General features: G+C 48.7%; 12 protein-coding genes. 8 read left to right on the top strand and 4 right to left on the bottom strand.

Translation table 11 applies throughout. The annotated features are described in order from the left end of the window. Positions 1–208: 208 nt before the first annotated feature. On the top strand, positions 209–2,221 hold the full coding sequence (locus tag O9X78_RS10315) for an alpha/beta hydrolase family protein (RefSeq protein ID WP_269619597.1): 2,013 nt from the start codon (positions 209–211) through the stop codon (positions 2,219–2,221). After that, positions 2,221–2,982 carry a tetratricopeptide repeat protein gene (locus O9X78_RS10310; protein ID WP_269619596.1) on the top strand — a complete coding sequence of 254 codons (762 nt, stop codon included), beginning with the start codon at positions 2,221–2,223 and terminating at the stop codon, positions 2,980–2,982. The genes O9X78_RS10315 and O9X78_RS10310 overlap by 1 nt, the downstream gene beginning before the upstream one ends. Positions 2,983–3,066: 84 nt before the next feature. Here the strand turns inward: O9X78_RS10310 and minE are convergent, their stop codons facing one another. The 4 genes from minE to O9X78_RS10290 all read right to left on the bottom strand — a co-directional run bounded on the left by minE (position 3,067) and on the right by O9X78_RS10290 (position 5,943). Next, a complete protein-coding gene (gene minE, locus O9X78_RS10305; RefSeq protein WP_219044372.1) occupies positions 3,067–3,321 on the bottom strand; it encodes a cell division topological specificity factor MinE in 255 nt (84 codons plus the stop codon). After that, the gene (gene minD / locus O9X78_RS10300) at positions 3,318–4,133 is read right to left on the bottom strand and encodes a septum site-determining protein MinD (RefSeq protein ID WP_269619595.1); all 816 of its coding nucleotides are present in this window, start codon (positions 4,131–4,133) and stop codon (positions 3,318–3,320) included. Before minD ends, minE begins: the two co-directional genes overlap by 4 nt. A 59-nt stretch (positions 4,134–4,192) precedes the next feature. Continuing rightward, the gene (minC, locus tag O9X78_RS10295; RefSeq protein ID WP_269619594.1) at positions 4,193–5,008 is read right to left on the bottom strand and encodes a septum site-determining protein MinC; all 816 of its coding nucleotides are present in this window, start codon (positions 5,006–5,008) and stop codon (positions 4,193–4,195) included. Positions 5,009–5,214: 206 nt separating this feature from the next. Continuing rightward, the gene (locus O9X78_RS10290) at positions 5,215–5,943 is read right to left on the bottom strand and encodes a 4'-phosphopantetheinyl transferase family protein (protein ID WP_269619593.1); all 729 of its coding nucleotides are present in this window, start codon (positions 5,941–5,943) and stop codon (positions 5,215–5,217) included. 249 nt (positions 5,944–6,192) lie between these two features. Here O9X78_RS10290 and O9X78_RS10285 point away from each other — a divergent pair, with 249 nt between their 5' ends. From O9X78_RS10285 to O9X78_RS10260, 6 genes are all read left to right on the top strand, one after another. Then, positions 6,193–7,206 carry a DUF2804 domain-containing protein gene (locus O9X78_RS10285; RefSeq protein WP_269619592.1) on the top strand — a complete coding sequence of 338 codons (1,014 nt, stop codon included), beginning with the start codon at positions 6,193–6,195 and terminating at the stop codon, positions 7,204–7,206. A gap of 192 nt (positions 7,207–7,398) precedes the next feature. Beyond that, a complete protein-coding gene (locus O9X78_RS10280; RefSeq protein ID WP_269619591.1) occupies positions 7,399–9,258 on the top strand; it encodes a S8 family serine peptidase in 1,860 nt (619 codons plus the stop codon). Positions 9,259–9,742: 484 nt separating this feature from the next. After that, positions 9,743–10,420, top strand: coding sequence for a c-type cytochrome (locus O9X78_RS10275; protein WP_269619590.1), 678 nt, complete (start codon positions 9,743–9,745; stop codon positions 10,418–10,420). Positions 10,421–10,422: 2 nt separating this feature from the next. After that, on the top strand, positions 10,423–11,583 hold the full coding sequence (locus tag O9X78_RS10270; RefSeq protein ID WP_269619589.1) for a cytochrome-c peroxidase: 1,161 nt from the start codon (positions 10,423–10,425) through the stop codon (positions 11,581–11,583). A gap of 33 nt (positions 11,584–11,616) precedes the next feature. Continuing rightward, entirely contained in the window at positions 11,617–13,011 is a 1,395-nt protein-coding gene (locus O9X78_RS10265) for a parallel beta-helix domain-containing protein (protein WP_269619588.1), read from the top strand. A gap of 79 nt (positions 13,012–13,090) precedes the next feature. Then, positions 13,091–15,361, top strand: a complete 2,271-nt coding sequence (locus O9X78_RS10260) for a TonB-dependent receptor (RefSeq protein ID WP_269619587.1) — start codon at positions 13,091–13,093, stop codon at positions 15,359–15,361. The last annotated feature ends 66 nt before the right edge of the window (positions 15,362–15,427 follow it).

Raw genomic sequence — 15,427 nt, 5'->3', positions numbered from 1 at the left:
TTGCTAGTGTATTGGGGGTTTCGGTAATGTACTAGTTTGGCGTGCTGACAATTACACAAAATAATTATTTGTGCATATGCTGTGAGGCTAAGCAAAGCATCTGTATTCTTGGCACTAAATTTGTTAGATTCGCCACAAACTCGACGGCTCTTTACGAGACTTTTAAGCTCTTGTGGATGTTAAGTTTTAGGGATGTTAGGTGCCACGGATGATACAGAATACGTTTATATTTGCCTTGTCATTGGTGTTTTTACTGTCGCAGCCGCTTTTTGCAGACGAAGCCGCACCTAGCACAGTTGTTGATTCCCTTCAGCCTCCCGCTTTATCGCTTTATGGACATTTACCCAGTCTTGATATGGTTGCGCTTTCCTCATCTGGGCGGCAGCAGGCAATGTTGGCGACGATTCAGGATCGTCGCTTATTAGTCGTCGGTGACGTGGGTAAGGAGATCGCTATAAAAGTCGATATGGGTGACATTAAAGCGCGTGATCTATATTGGGTGGGTGAGCGTTATGTAGTCGTTATTACCAGTTCTACGCAGAATCTGGGTATGTTTTACGGTTATAAATATGAGCTGCTTAACCTCGTTATTTTAGATACCAAATCCAAAGACTTATATTGGCCCATGTCTAAGTCGACCAAGGTATTGAATGCCGCATTCGGCATACACCCGCCAGTCATGTCAGACGAAGGCTGGTTACAATGTATTGATACGTTGCCCTTAAGCAGGAATGCATTTTCCCGGGAATCTTGGATTTCGGGTTTTGAGCTTGAGGTGAGCTGTATTAATTTGGATAAGCGTCGATTAACGGTCATCGCTAAAGGTCGCAAAGATGGGAGTGGTTGGTTGGTGGGGGCTGGTCCGACGATTTTGGCGCGAGAAACCCAAGATAATATCCGCACCGATTGGGAACTGTACGCGGGGAATCACGGTGATCGGCTATTTAAATCTAAAGATCCCTTTGGGCGTAACGGCATTGTTGGGCAGGGGCGCACAGAGGGTACCGTACTTTTTGTAAGTCATGATAGAGATGGCGCTGGCTACTTGTTGGAAATGCCTTTAGACGGTAGCTCGGAGCCAGTGGAGCTGTATCCTGAGGTAAATGTTGATAGGTATGTTTTTAATAAAATAACGGGTCTGTTTAGCGGTGTGGTGATCAGTGGCGATAATCCTCGCTTAGAAATGATAGATGATAAATTAGAGGCACGGGTACGGGGAACACGTAAGGCATTTCCGGGATTAAACGTTAATTTTGAAGCGGCGAGCGATGACTTAAGCCGTATCGTGGTGCGAACTGATGGCGCGGGGGATACCGGCACGTGGTGGTTGGTTGATATTGCCAAGGGCAGTGCGGTGGAAATTGGCTGGCGCTATCCCGGTTTTAAAGCGAGCCAAATTGGGCCGGTAACAAGTTTCCATTACGCGGCTGCAGACGGCTTGGATATCCCAGCGGTTTTAACTTTACCTCCACATCGTGAGGCCAAGAATTTGCCCGTGGTGATATTGCCGCACCGGGGCCCCGAGTCGCGAGATTACCCCGAGTTTAATTGGTTGGCGCAGGCTTTTGCCAGTCGAGGTTACGCGGTGTTGCAGCCAAATTTTCGGGGTTCTAGTGGTTATGGTGTTGGTTTTCGCAATGCGGGCTTTGGTGAGTGGGGCCGCAAAATGCAAACCGATCTTTCTGATGGCGTTGCCGCCTTGGCGAAGCAGGGAACAATTGACCCAAATCGTGCCTGTATTGTTGGTGCTAGTTATGGCGGCTACGCGGCGCTGGCTGGGGTCACCGTGCAACAGGGGGTTTATCGCTGCGCCGTGGCTATCGCGCCAGTGTCGGATTTGAATCTTTTTCTAAGAGATAAGCAGTTTGAGAAAAAACGTAATTCGCTGCGTTACTGGAAGGAGTTTATGGGTGCGGACAGTACTAGCGATGATCGGCTGGACGCCATTTCTCCCTACACGCTTGCAGAGCGCGCTGACGCGCCAATCATGCTAATTCATGGTGATGACGATACCATCGTGGAAATTGTTCACAGCGAGCGGATGGCCAAGAAATTACATGCGGCGAAAAAGCCTTACGAATTTATCGAGATTAGCGGCGCTGATCATTTCATGTCGAAGGAGGTAACGCGACAGCGAATATTGGCTGAGTCAGTGCGATTTGTAATTAAGCATAATCCGCCGGAACTTGAGGCGATACGTGACTGGTCGGGGGAGGAGTAATGCCGTTTAGTTATTCATCTAAACCTCTGTTTTCTATTAAAAGGCTGGTTATTATTTCATTTTTCTTGGGTTTGGCCGCATGCGGAATCGCACCCGTTTCGGAAACCCACTCAAGTGATTCGGCTGTCGCTGCTGATGTCTCAGCTGAAGAAACGCTCATGAAAGACGGTTTCGACGCCCTTATGAACTTTGATCCGCGGGCTGCGATTAGCCATTTTGATACGGTAATTGTGCAGTGTGATCGGCGGTATAGGAATTCGTCGCAAAGGGTGTACGCCTCTCGTAGTCTGATAGAAACTCTTTACTATATGTCCTTAGCGGGGGAGAGCAAAACTGATGCGATAGCCGTCGACTCCCTGTGTTCGCAGGCGCTGTATTTGAAAGCCTATGCGACTATTGAAATGGACGATGTGGATGGGGCTGCTGAGTTGCTGGAACAGGCAATCGCTCTGTCTCCCGCCAACGCGACGTATTTATCGGAGTTGGGGCATGTTTATCACATGAAGGGGAATTGGCAGAAATCCTTGGTCTTGTTTCAAGAGGCAGAAGATTTTGCTGAACGATTTTCGCCGCCGGATGTGCAGTTAAGTGAATTGACGCGAGCGAAGCGGGGCGTGGCGTACAGCCTAATTGAGATGGGCGATTTGGCGGGTGCTGAAAAAAAGTTTAATGAGTGTCTGACGCTAGATCCGAAGGACGATATATCGCTGGGTGAATTGGAATATATTCGACGGCTTCGTGCCGGTGAGCTAGTGGATTAAATTAAAAAGCAGCGACCTGGCGTTAATGCCTCCAGTCGCTGCTCTTGCGGAAAATGAGCAATCAAATTGTCGTTAAACCAGTGTTTAGACTCGATCAGGTAGGGTGATGTTGAGTTCTAACACCGAGCAGTTACCGTTGTTGTCGAGTTGCACTTCCACTTGATCTTGATCGACGTCGACGTATTTTCGAATCACCTCTAGCAACTCCTGTTGTAGCTTAGGCAAATAGTCGGGCTTATTTCGCTGATTGCGCTCATGCGCCACAATAATTTGCAGGCGTTCTTTGGCAATTGATGCGGTATCTTTTTTCGCGCTGCGGAAGTAATCGAATATGCTCATGCGCTCCTCCGAAACAAACGTTTGAAGAGTCCCTTCTGCTCTACACTCATGAAGCGGTGTTCAACTTCTTCGCCAAGTAAACGGCCGACTGCGTCGGAGTAGGCTTGACCCGCTGGACTTTCGATATCGTGAATAACCGGAATACCTTGGTTAGACGCTTTAAGCACCGTTTCTGATTCGGGAATAACACCCAGCAATTTTGTTGCGAGGATTTCTTCCACGTCAGTAACACCTAGCATTTCGCCCTTGGCGACTCGCTCGGGGTTGTAACGGGTGAGAAGCAGGCATTCTTCAACTCGTTCGCCACGCTCTGCACGGCGTGATTTACTTTGCAGAATACCGAGTATGCGGTCTGAGTCGCGTACCGAAGACACTTCGGGGTTGGCAACCACAATGGCCATGTCCGCAAAGTACATGGCCATAAAGGCGCCGTGTTCAATACCGGCTGGTGAGTCGCAGATGATGTACTCAAAACCATCGGCCGCAAGTTCATTTAAAATGCGCTCTACGCCTTCTACTGTGAGTGCGTCTTTATCACGGGTTTGCGAGGCGGGCAAGATATACAAATTTTCTGCGCGCTTATCTTTAATCAAGGCTTGACGAAGATTGGCCTCGCCATTGATGACGTTGACAAAGTCATACACCACGCGGCGTTCACAGTTCATGATGATATCGAGGTTGCGAAGGCCGATATCAAAGTCGATAACGACGGTTTTATGACCCCGCATGGCAATGCCGCTGCTGATCGCGGCGCTAGTGGTGGTTTTACCCACACCGCCTTTTCCTGAGGTAACTACAATTATTTTGGCCAAGGGTTTGATCCTTTTTTGGTCGTTGCGTGTTAAAAATTTATGTGGCGTTCAGCTGTCTCTTAAACAAGCGGAGTAATACACAGAGTGTGCTCGTCGAGGCTGGCTTGAACGGCTGATTTCCAATGATCTTTGCGAAGATCTTCATCGACTTTAAAGTTGCCAGCGATGGAAACGAGTTCTGCTTCCAAGCTCTGACAAAAAATACGTGCGGAGGTGTCGCCGCGAACCCCAGCGAGGGCGCGGCCGCGCAAGGCTCCGTAAATATGAATGTTGCCGTCGGCTAATACCTCGGCTCCGGCAGATACCGACGCCATAATAATCAGGTCGCCGCCCGGAGCGTAAACTTGTTGTCCTGAGCGAATGGGCGTGGTCACGGTTTTTGTTGGGCTGTGGCTAAACTCACTTCGCGCCTCCGCTGAGCGGGCGGCGTTCGGCTCGTCGGTGTCTTCGTTTTTCTCGGCAACACTTGTGTTTTCTGGGGGCGCGGTTTCGGGTTCTGCTTCCGTTACGTCTTTACTTGGTTTAACTCGGCCCACCGGCATAATGGCTAAATCGATATGCTTGGCCTGTGTTTGTAATTCTGTGTTGCTGTTGCGTAAGGCGACCGGTAACAGGCCTTGGGCTTTGCAAATATTGACTAGTTCGCCCAGCGGTAGTGTGCTTATATCGCCGTCGAATTCTTCAAAACTGAGTACGACAGGTGTTTGATTGAAAAAAATCGGCGCTTCGGCTGCCTTGTTTGTTAACTGTTGTTCGAAATCTGCGCGCTCGTAGTGGCTGATTTCTAGCAGTGTAAGCGGGAATAGGCCTCCCTTTAAGCGAAAGGCTGATTTAGATGCTGATGGCTTTTTCGATAAGGATTTTAAAAGTGGCAATCTGCTGTCCTAAGTTATTTGTGATAGCGCTTACTGAGTAAGGATGGCGCAAGTTTACGCGGTTCACCGTCGAGAGTGCGAATTAAAAATGATGGGGCTTAGAGTAAGGGAACGCTAGGATTGTTCAACTGTTTTTCTCATTGTTGGGCGATACTTTTAATGTATTGATGTTTCCTTGGGGCCTTCATTGGCGGTAACCGTATTACCTACCTCTTTTTTACGTGCAGCATTAGGCAAGTAAGTACGCGTTGATCATCTATATGGTAGCGAATGTCCAGTATATTGCGGTCATTGTGCAACACATGAAGGGCTGGATCGAAGCGAAAGCTGAGTATGTTGTTGTCGCTATCGATTGTATGTAATTTGGCGGCGTTGAAGCCAAAATACTGCTGGATCTGTGGGTACAGCCCTTTATAGATAGATTCTTTTGCCGAAAAGCACAGGCTGAGCCCTAGGGCGGCTGACAGGCTACTCTCTGAAATGAGGCGTGACTCAGCACTGTCGATGATACGGGATTGCAGGCGTTCGGCGCGCTCCTCATTGAGGATGTCTTGGGCGTCAATACCGAGCGCTGAGATCTCAGATTTTTCGGCGGTAATACAGGCCGCATAGTTATCGGTGTGGGTGATGCTGCCCACCAGTGTTTTTGGCCACTGCGGACAGCGCTTGGCGTCAGCAAGGAGTTTGAATTGGTTTACTCCGAAGTGACTCATGGCTTGATCGGCAAGGTAGCGACCAACGAAATATTCAGCTTGGCGTTTACGGCTGGCGCGAACCATTGATGGTGGGTAGTAAATAGCCTTTTGCGCGTACATGGCCGGGTCGAAATCGGTGTTGTTAAATTCTCCACTCATCATTGCCGCCGGGGCGTAAAGAGTAAGGTCTTGTTTGGCTTGGATAAATACGTCCATGCTAAGGCTGGGGGACTCGCTCATGACTCGGTTGCCAAATAGAGCTGATGTTGCGGGTTGCTGTACTTATTGGAATTCAATGAATTAAGCATTAAGTGGTGATGCCCGTTTAGACGACTTTAGTGATCTGTTCTCAGTTTGCCTTAGCAGAAAGCGGCCCGCAATGTCTTATGGGTCACATCTTAGGCGTTGCGAATTTGACCCTCGTGGTCCGTTGTCACAAAATGTCGACACTTGTGTACTAGGTAATATAAAAATAATGAGAATGGCGGTATGAATCCTAATCAGGTATTGATTGGCCCAGACGGCCAGCCGACGTATGGCCTATTTGAGGACGGAATTCAGTACATCAATTTTCGGGATTATGACTTGCGTTCGCCGATGGACCGTAAATTAGGACGCCTAGCCAAGCATTTCAAGTTTAATCAGTTTCAGTTTGTTGCACTTGTGAGCCCAGAGTTGATCGTGGGTGTGGCGATTGTTGATTTGAAGTGGGTGAGCAATGCCTTTGTCTACTTATATGAGCCGAAGAGTCAACGGTTTGAAGAGTTCAGCTTTATGCAGCCCTTGGCCAGAAAGACTGATATTGGGCTGCGGCCTGAGAATGGCGCCGCTTCTTTTCACAGTGGCAGAAATAGCATTTCCATCTCGGCAGGATCGGGGCGTCGTGCGCTAAACGTCTCGCTAAGTAATGGTGTCGATATTGCCGCAGTGATTGATGAGTCTGGTTCTTCACCCCTAGCCATGTGCAGTCGCGCGGGGTATCAAGGCTGGGTGTATACCCGAAAAACAGCGGCTCTACCCTGCAAGGGACGTGTTTTGTGGGCGGGGGATGAAATCGATTTGACCCAGATTAAGGCCTTGGCGTCGGTAGATTGGACCGCCGGTTATATGCGCGGCGAAACCTTCTGGAACTGGGGGAGCATGTCGGCGACGTTGGCTGATGGTCGCCGTTTGGGAATGAATCTGGCCGCTGGCGTCAATGAAACAGGGTTTACCGAGAATGCACTGTGGCTAGATGATCGCCTGATTAAGGTAGACATGGTGAACTTTCAATTTAGCCGTTACTTGCCCAATAGTCCGTGGCGAATGCAGTCAGCGGACGGCATTGTGAATTTGCGATTTACGCCGATGGGGCAGCGTAAAGAGAAGATCAATGCACTGTTTATTGACTCTAATTTTACTCAGCATTTTGGCGTATTCGACGGCGAGATTCGTTTGGCGGGCGAGCTTATTCACGTCGAAAATTGCTGGGGCTTTGCAGAGGATCATTATGCGCGTTGGTAGCTAAAACACATTTTGTGCAGTTTGGTAAGTCCGTATTGCTGTTCACTTAGCTGAGCGTTTTCACGTATTTTGAGTTGGTGCAAGGATGTCTTTAATGGTTGGCAGCGAATACCTAAGGGCTGGTCAGTGCAGGGAATGAATAAGGCAGTTTCAATAAATTCGAATAAATGAATAAAAAAAGGTGGTAGGGGTATGGCAGTAATATTACGTGGGCGAGTATTACTCGGCAGTTTAATCATAGCGTCAGTGTCGGCATGTGGCGGTGGCAGTGGCGGTGGTTTAGCGGCTGTTGTCGATGAGGTAGACGCGCAAGTAAGTGCGGTAGAAGCATCGGTGTCAGATGGGCTTACCGCCGGTGAGCCTATTGATGGCCAGTATATTGTTCTGCTCGATAAATTAGATTTGCCCCTCGTTTCCACTTTACCCTTGGGCGACGTTATTAGTGACCTGCTAAATAGCGTGGACGGCGTTTTACTCGGTAGTTTTGAGCACACCGTGCGCGGTTTTGTGGCACAGCTTAGTCCCGAGGCGGCGGCATTATTGGCGCAAAACCCCCTGGTTAGTTTGGTTGAGCAAGATCGCACAGTGACGATTGCTGCCACCCAAAGTGGCGCGACCTGGGGATTAGATCGAGTTGATCAGCCGAGTTTGCCCTTGGATGGAAATTATCAATATGGCAGCAATGGCAGCGGCGTACATATATATGTAGTCGATACTGGCCTGCGAACCAGTCACCAAGAATTTGTTGGTCGTGTTGGTAGTGGTCGCAACTTTGTATCTGGCGGCTTTCTTTTTTCTAGCACCGATCCTGCCGATATCGACGACTGTAATGGACATGGGACACACGTTGCGGGAACTGCTGCGGGTACAACTTGGGGTGTTGCCAAGGGTGCGATAGTGCATCCAGTGCGTGTATTGGGCTGCAGTGGATCGGGCAGTAATTCGGGCGTTATCGCTGGAATAGACTGGCTTGCGGGTAATCATATTAAGCCAGCGGTTGCTAATATGAGTTTAGGTGGCGCTGTCAGCGAGGCCTTAGATCAGGCCGTTAAAGCGGCTATTGCTGCCGGTGTCACTTTTGTAGTAGCCGCCGGCAATGACAATGTCGATGCATGTTCAGGTTCGCCTAACCGCATTGCGGAAGCAATCACAGTGGGCTCGACTAGCTCAAATGATGCGCGCTCGTCGTTCTCTAACAAAGGAAGCTGTGTCGATATTTTTGCCCCCGGCTCTTCAATTACCTCGGCGTGGTATCAGAGTAATAATGACTCCAATACTATTAGCGGTACATCGATGGCATCGCCCCACGTTGCTGGCGCCGCAGCATTAATACTCGGTCAGCGGCCTTCCGCAAATCCCGCCGCAGTATTTACACAGTTAGTTAGTGAAGGTGTTGCGGGTAGGCTTAGTAGTATTGGAAGCGGTTCGCCGAATTTACTGCTGCAGGTCTCGGAGGCCGGCAACGGCAACCCAACAGATTTTCCACCTAGCGCGTCCTTTACCTACAGTTGCGCAGATTTGAGCTGTAGCTTTGATGGCGCAAGTTCGAGCGATGATAATGGTATTGCGAGCTATCAGTGGAGTTTTGGTGATGGCGCTACGGCGAGTGGTATTGCGCCAAGTCATGACTTTTCTTCATCGGGCAGCTACACCGTCGCGCTCACGGTCACTGATACCGCAAACCAGCAAGTAAGCGGTGCTCAAACCGTGAAAGTAATATTGCCAGGTAGTGGCCCCTGTCCGGAGTGCGATCAAACAAGCGGGGCGCTGACGGGCACTAACGCACAGTTTTATGCCCCTAACAGTAGTGGCTTTAGCAGTGGCGCTGGCGAATTCCGCGGATTCTTACAAGGCCCGGCAGCTGCAGACTTTGATTTGTATCTAGAAAAACTCGGCGGCTTTATATTTCAGAGCTGGTCGGTGGTGGCTTCCGGAGCAACTAATGGCTCAGAAGAAACAGTCACCTATAATGGGAGTTCAGGTACTTATCGCTGGCGTGTGAAGTCGTATAGCGGCAGTGGCGAATTTGTTTTATACACCGATAAGCCCTAATATTTTCGCTTAACAACTCATCTTGTATCGCAAAACGGCACTTTTATAGTGCCGTTTTTATTTGACCTATTTTTATATCTGGTTTAAGTGACGGAGGATTGCGCTATTTTGGCGTTGCTCCCAGTATGTGAATATATTGGCTTTGCTTGATCCGGTCGCTAAAAATAACCTTGGTGTGCACAAAATTGGTTTGATCGGTGTTGTCATTGACAACATGACTAAATCGCTATTCAATCGTCTTTAAGACACTTTTTTCTAATATAGTGTAATTGAGTCGAACAACAATAATAATGACGCTAAAATTCATAAAATACAGCTAAATTGCTCCATTTGACGTATAGCCTCGAGTGGTTTTGTTGGGTAATTTAAGAAAAGACAAGTTATTGACCGAGCCGCCTTACACCGTCTAATGATGATGTTATGTGCATTTTGACGCGGCAATTTACGTGATTTGATTAACCCAGAACAGAGAAGGATCGGCGGAATGAAACGACTAGCGCTATTGCTGTGTGTGGTGTTGGCAGCATGTAGTAATGACAATGTCCCTGATGTTAGCAGCGAGAAAGCCGCAGCTGATGCCCTGCAAGTATTGCAGCAGTCTTCCTCTGCCGATGGCAAGGCGCTCTATGCGGCCTGCGCTGCCTGTCACGGTGCCAAGGGCGAGGGCAATGTAGCGTTAAGTGCACCCTCCCTCGTTAATCAGCAAGATTGGTATTTGTTTCGCCAGCTAAACGGATTTAGAAGTGGTTTACGCGGTAGTCACCCGCAAGACGGCTACGGCGCTCAAATGCAGGCGATAGCGAAGACACTTCCTGATGAGGCGGCGGTGAATGCTGTCGTTTCTTACATTGCGAGCTTTAGCGCTGAGCCTGCGGCTAAGACCTTAGATGGCAATATTAAGCGCGGCGCTGATTACTACTCGAATTTGTGTGGTGCCTGTCATGGTCCTGCCGCCGAAGGTAATGACAAACTTCAAGCGCCAGCATTGGCGGGTGTCGATGACTGGTATTTACTAAAGCAGTTCGACCACTTTCGCGATGGTATTCGCGGTGCCGATGAAGCGGATCGTTACGGTTATCAAATGGGCATGATGGGTAAGACTTTGCCCGATGCCGAGACAGCAAAAGATGTCATTGCCTATATCCAGTCTTTGGCTGACTAAGTATGCGTAGACGGATTCTCCCGCTTCTGGTTTTGCTTTTGGGCATTGCATCAATGCCCACCGACGCAGACACAGAGTGGAACTTGAGCGAGGTTTGTCCCGCGGGCTTTCATCTAAAAGATGGCGCCTGCTACTTGCAAAGTTTTTACAGTGATTATGTTTCCTTGCAATCATCGGGGGTTGGCGGCTTAAAGACGGGGTTGCCACTACTGCGTGAGGGTTTTAGCGCTCAGCAAATTGATCTTGGCCGTTTGCTGTTTTTTGACCCGATATTATCGCTTGATGGCGACATGGCGTGTTCGTCATGTCATCAACCGGCGCGAGGCTTTGCCGACGGTTTGGCCGGGAGCATAGGTCGGCATGGTGAGGTAATGCATCGTTCGGCACCCACGCTTTGGAATGTGGGTTTCTTGCGGCAGTTATTTTGGGATGCGCGAGCGTCTTCACTTGAAGAGCAAATGCAGGGTCCTTTGTTTTCGCAAGAGGAGATGGCGAATACTCCGACGCAATTGTTAGCAAGTTTGCAGCAAAACGACAATTACCGGCATTTGTTTAGGCTGGCATTTGGTGAGTCAGAAATTGATCTACAGCAGGTATACACGGCATTGACGGCTTTTGAGTCGTCGCTGGTGTCATTGAGTAGTCGTTACGATTTATACGCTAATGGCTTTCATGAAGTGCTCACACAGCCAGAAATAGAGGGAATGAATGTGTTTCGCTCCTTTGTTGCACGCTGCGCGGAGTGCCATACGCCGCCGGCATTTACCAATCAGCAAATTGCAGTCATTGGAACGCCTGAGCCAGATGGCGTTCCGCTGGATGCCGGCGTGCAGGCGATTACCGGTGATGCGTCGCAGCGCGGTGGCTTCCGTGTTCCTACGTTAAGGAATATAGAGCTAACTGCGCCGTATATGCATTCCGGTCGATTTAAAACACTACGTGAAACCGTGGCGTTTTATACCGGTGGTCGCGGCCATGCGGTGCCGAAAGGCGAGCACTTAAGTTTGCATTGGCATATCTGGGAACCGAACTTGACCGATCATGAATTGGATTTATTGGTGGCGTTTTTAAAGACCTTAACTGATCAAAGTTTTACGCCAGTACTACCGACAAAAGTGCCCTCGGGCCTGCAGCCCGTGGCAACGCAAATATTGACGCATTAATCGTCCAGTCTCTGGATATATAGGAGCACAACAATGAAGAAAATAATCCCCATGGGGCTGTTGTGGCTTGGCCTACTGTTGGCTGTGCCGAGTTTGATGGCGGCTGAAATCTCAGTGAAGGATGGAGATTCGATTCAGAGCGCGGTGAATAAAGCTAACACTGGCGATGTCATTCTAGTGTATCCCGGTACGTATAAAGAGAGTGTTTACGTCGATAAGGATGGCATCACTATTCGCGGTGTCGTCCAGGACGGTGAGTGGCCGGTAATGGAGGGCGAGGGGGTTCGCAACGACGCCATTCTGTATTCTGGTAACGATTTTACCGTTGAATGGCTGACCATTACCCACTACAAGGGTAACGCCATCATGGGGCAGGCCGGTAATAATTTCGTGATTCGGTATAACAAAGTTATCGATACCGGCGTGTACGGCATTTTCCCTCAGTTTGGTAAAAATGGTCTTATTGAATACAACGTATTAAGTGGTATCGAAGACGCGGCAATTTATGTGGGAATGTGCGACAACGTTGATGTTCGTCATAACGAAGTCTTCGACAATGTCGCCGGTATAGAAATCGAAAATACCCGTCATGCCTTGGTAGAAAATAACTATGCCCATGACAATACTGCGGGCTTGCTGGTGTTTATCACACCGGGCCTGCCGATCAAAACAACCTATGACGTGATACTCCGCAATAACTTTGTGGTTAACAACAATACCGCTAATTTCGGTGCGGCGGGTTCAATTGTTTCTAAAGTGCCACCGGGCATCGGCATTGTGGTGATGGCTGCCGACGACGTGATTGTCGAAGGCAATATAGTCTCTGGCAATAAAACCGCCGGTATTGTCATTACTGATTTGGCGTTTATTACGGATATTTCTAGCGATCCAGATTCAGAGCCCAATCCAGATCGCATGGTATTCCTTGATAACTTAATGTTCGATAACGGCGCAGATCCCGTTGCTGATGTTAAGGCCTTAATGTTGACCCAGTTCAGTCGCCGTGGCCCTGATATTCTTGCTAACTTAGGTTCGGCACAAGAGCCTGATAATTGCATTATCAATCGCGAACGCTATACCCGTTTTGGTGTAAAAAAATGGAGCGAATGTGAGCGCAAAGATACCTCTGATATTTTGACTATGCGTATTCCCGGTGGCGCGCCGAATGAAGTGGTAACAACCGAAAATCGCACCAAATTGCTATATCAAGGTATCTGCGCGGGCTGTCACGCTTATAACCTACGAATGATTGGCCCTCCGACATTAACGGTACAGGCGCTATATCGCAACGATGCTCAGGGTATTGCTGATTATATTGCCGCACCGCATAAAGTACGGACGGATTACCCCGCCATGCCGCCGCAGGGGCATTTATCTCCTGAGCTTCGTCGTGAAGTGGCCGAATATATGTTGGGCGTCACCAAGTAAGTTGCTTGGTGTTGCTAATATGTGTAATGCGCCGGTTTGGGTATTGCGTTGATTGTGTGTTTGCGAGAGAGGGCGTTATATGAAATCCATGAGTAGAGGCCACATGGCCTGCGCTGTTGGCCTTGCGGTACTAGGAACACCTTCGGCGTATGCGGCTAAGAATCTAGCCTTGGAAGAGGTGGTGGTCACGGCGCAAAAGCGTGAACAAAGTGCGATGACGGTGCCCGTGACCGTGGACACTTTTACCAATCAAGATTTAGAAAATACCGGCGCACTGAACATGGAAGATATTCAGGCCTATATTCCAGGTTTAAAAGTTGGTGATGGCGTGCGTGGTGGTGGTACTACCCAATCGTCTTTTGTAATTCGCGGAATTGATAGCTCGAACATCAGTACTGGAGGAGACCCCTCGGTAGCGACATTTCTCGATGGCGTGTATTTACCCCGCGCGGCAATTACCGTCCCGTTTTCAGACATGGAAAGGGTAGAAGTATTAAAAGGCCCGCAGGGTACATTGTTTGGTCGCAATGCGGCGGCGGGGGTGGTGAGTTTTATTCCTAATGCACCGAGTTTGGAAGAAAGCGAAGGCTTCGTGATGGCCAAGCTTGGCAATTATAATTTATTTCGTGTTGAAGGCATGGGCAATGTACCGCTGACCGAATCACTGGCGATGAGGGTGAATGTACTGCATAACCAGCGTGATGCGGTCATCGACAATAAAGGCACGGCGTCGCCAGACCCCGGTGAACAAGATAACCAATTCGCTCGCGTTGCCCTTCGCTGGGATACCAACGATAGATTGAGTATGCAATTTGCCTACGATATCGACCGCGTTGATAACGGTCCGCAGGCGCGTATTAGTATTAGTGAAGATTTCTCAAATTATCCCGATCCCACTGACCGAAAATTAGAAACCGACGCCATTGGCGGTGGTGAAACCAGAGATATGCAGGGCTTTACCGGTAAACTCTGGTACGAGCTAAGTGATATTAGTAATCTCACCGTGATAGGCAGTTACCGCGCCTTTGAAACCTATAATTTACAAGACGAAGATGCCACTGGTGATGAGTCGGTTTATGTCGATACCAATAATATTGAAGACTCCGATATTGCATACTTTGAAATGCAGTTAAACGTCGCGCTAGATTGGGTAGATGCGGTATTTGGCGCGAACTACAGCAAGGAGGACACCTATCAGCAAACGGCTTTAACGTTTAGTTATGGCGCAGTGCTTGAGTTGGCCTCAGGTATGGCGGGTATTCCCCAAGGTTTATTAAATACTTTGCTCGGCGGCGCAGTGGCGGGTAATTACGTAACCGAAACTATGACCAATGAAGGTGATTTTGAAAGTTATGGTGTATTTACCGACCTCGATTTCACCATTACCGACAGACTAAATATTATTACTGGCTTGCGTTATAGCAATGATAAAAAGTCGTTCAGCTGGGATGCGCCGCTCACCGACTTTGTGGTGTCGCAGGCGCTAGGTGAAAACTTCTTTTTTAATTCTGATGGTGTGGAGTCGGCGTCGAAAAGCTGGGATAAAATTACCGGGCGTGTCGTTGCCAATTACCAAGTAACCGACGGTGCGATGACGTTTTTGAGTTACTCTACCGGCTATAAGTCCGGTGGCTACGACTCCTTAAATACAGGCACTCGTGAAGCACCTTTAGATCCTGAGGTGGTGAGCAATATTGAATTCGGTGTGAAAGGTGATTTCTTCGATTCGCGTATTCGTACCCAAGTCGCGCTATTCAAAATGATTATCGATGATCGCCAAGAGGCTATTGAGTCGCGCTCGCCAGATAGCAATGGTGCGGTACCAACAGTCATTAATACCGATGAGGATATTCAGGGTATTGAGTTAACCGGTGATTGGTTGGTAACAGAGAATCTTCGGTTTGGCCTGATTTATACCTATCGTGAGCAAGAGTCTAGCCGAGAGGCATATTTCAACGCTCAGGGTGATTTTGTAGTTGCCGATCAGCTCAATGTGACATCGCCGCAGGAATACACGGTTACAATGGATTGGTCGCCGGAAATTAATTATGGTTTGTTGTTACTGCATGTAGATTATATTTATGAGGAAAATACTGAGCCTGAGAACGAGGATCATCAGCCATTTTTTAATACCGTGAATGGCTATGGCGACGACACCAGTTTGCTCAATGTAAGGCTGGCATGGAACACCCCAAGCGGCGCTTACGAAATGGCGTTGTGGGGTAAAAATTTGCTGGGCAATGACCGGGTATCGCAACCTGGCGGTTTAACCGGCACCGATATTGGTACGTATCATGTTGGGATTGTTAATCCTCTAACCTACGGTGCCGATTTTAAAGTTATTTTTTAGCGTTATTTAATACGCAAAAATGCCGGTGTTTAGCGCCGGCATTTTTGATTTCCTACGACGTCGTAT

It is taken from the genome of Zhongshania aquatica, assembly GCF_027257955.1.
GTDB classification, from domain to species: Bacteria; Pseudomonadota; Gammaproteobacteria; order Pseudomonadales; family Spongiibacteraceae; genus Spongiibacter; species Spongiibacter aquatica.
Note: the sequence above shows the minus strand (reverse complement) of the source record. Positions and strands in the feature narration are given on the sequence as shown.

Coding starts and splice junctions, on each gene's coding strand:
- O9X78_RS10270 (WP_269619589.1), top strand. CDS start 10,423: ATGCGTAGACGGATTCTCCCGCTTCTGGTTTTGCTTTTGGGCATTGCA.
- O9X78_RS10285 (WP_269619592.1), top strand. CDS start 6,193: ATGAATCCTAATCAGGTATTGATTGGCCCAGACGGCCAGCCGACGTAT.
- O9X78_RS10275 (WP_269619590.1), top strand. CDS start 9,743: ATGAAACGACTAGCGCTATTGCTGTGTGTGGTGTTGGCAGCATGTAGT.
- O9X78_RS10265 (WP_269619588.1), top strand. CDS start 11,617: ATGAAGAAAATAATCCCCATGGGGCTGTTGTGGCTTGGCCTACTGTTG.
- O9X78_RS10290 (WP_269619593.1), bottom strand. CDS start 5,943: ATGAGCGAGTCCCCCAGCCTTAGCATGGACGTATTTATCCAAGCCAAA.
- minE (WP_219044372.1), bottom strand. CDS start 3,321: ATGAGCATATTCGATTACTTCCGCAGCGCGAAAAAAGATACCGCATCA.
- O9X78_RS10260 (WP_269619587.1), top strand. CDS start 13,091: ATGAAATCCATGAGTAGAGGCCACATGGCCTGCGCTGTTGGCCTTGCG.
- O9X78_RS10315 (WP_269619597.1), top strand. CDS start 209: ATGATACAGAATACGTTTATATTTGCCTTGTCATTGGTGTTTTTACTG.
- O9X78_RS10280 (WP_269619591.1), top strand. CDS start 7,399: ATGGCAGTAATATTACGTGGGCGAGTATTACTCGGCAGTTTAATCATA.
- O9X78_RS10310 (WP_269619596.1), top strand. CDS start 2,221: ATGCCGTTTAGTTATTCATCTAAACCTCTGTTTTCTATTAAAAGGCTG.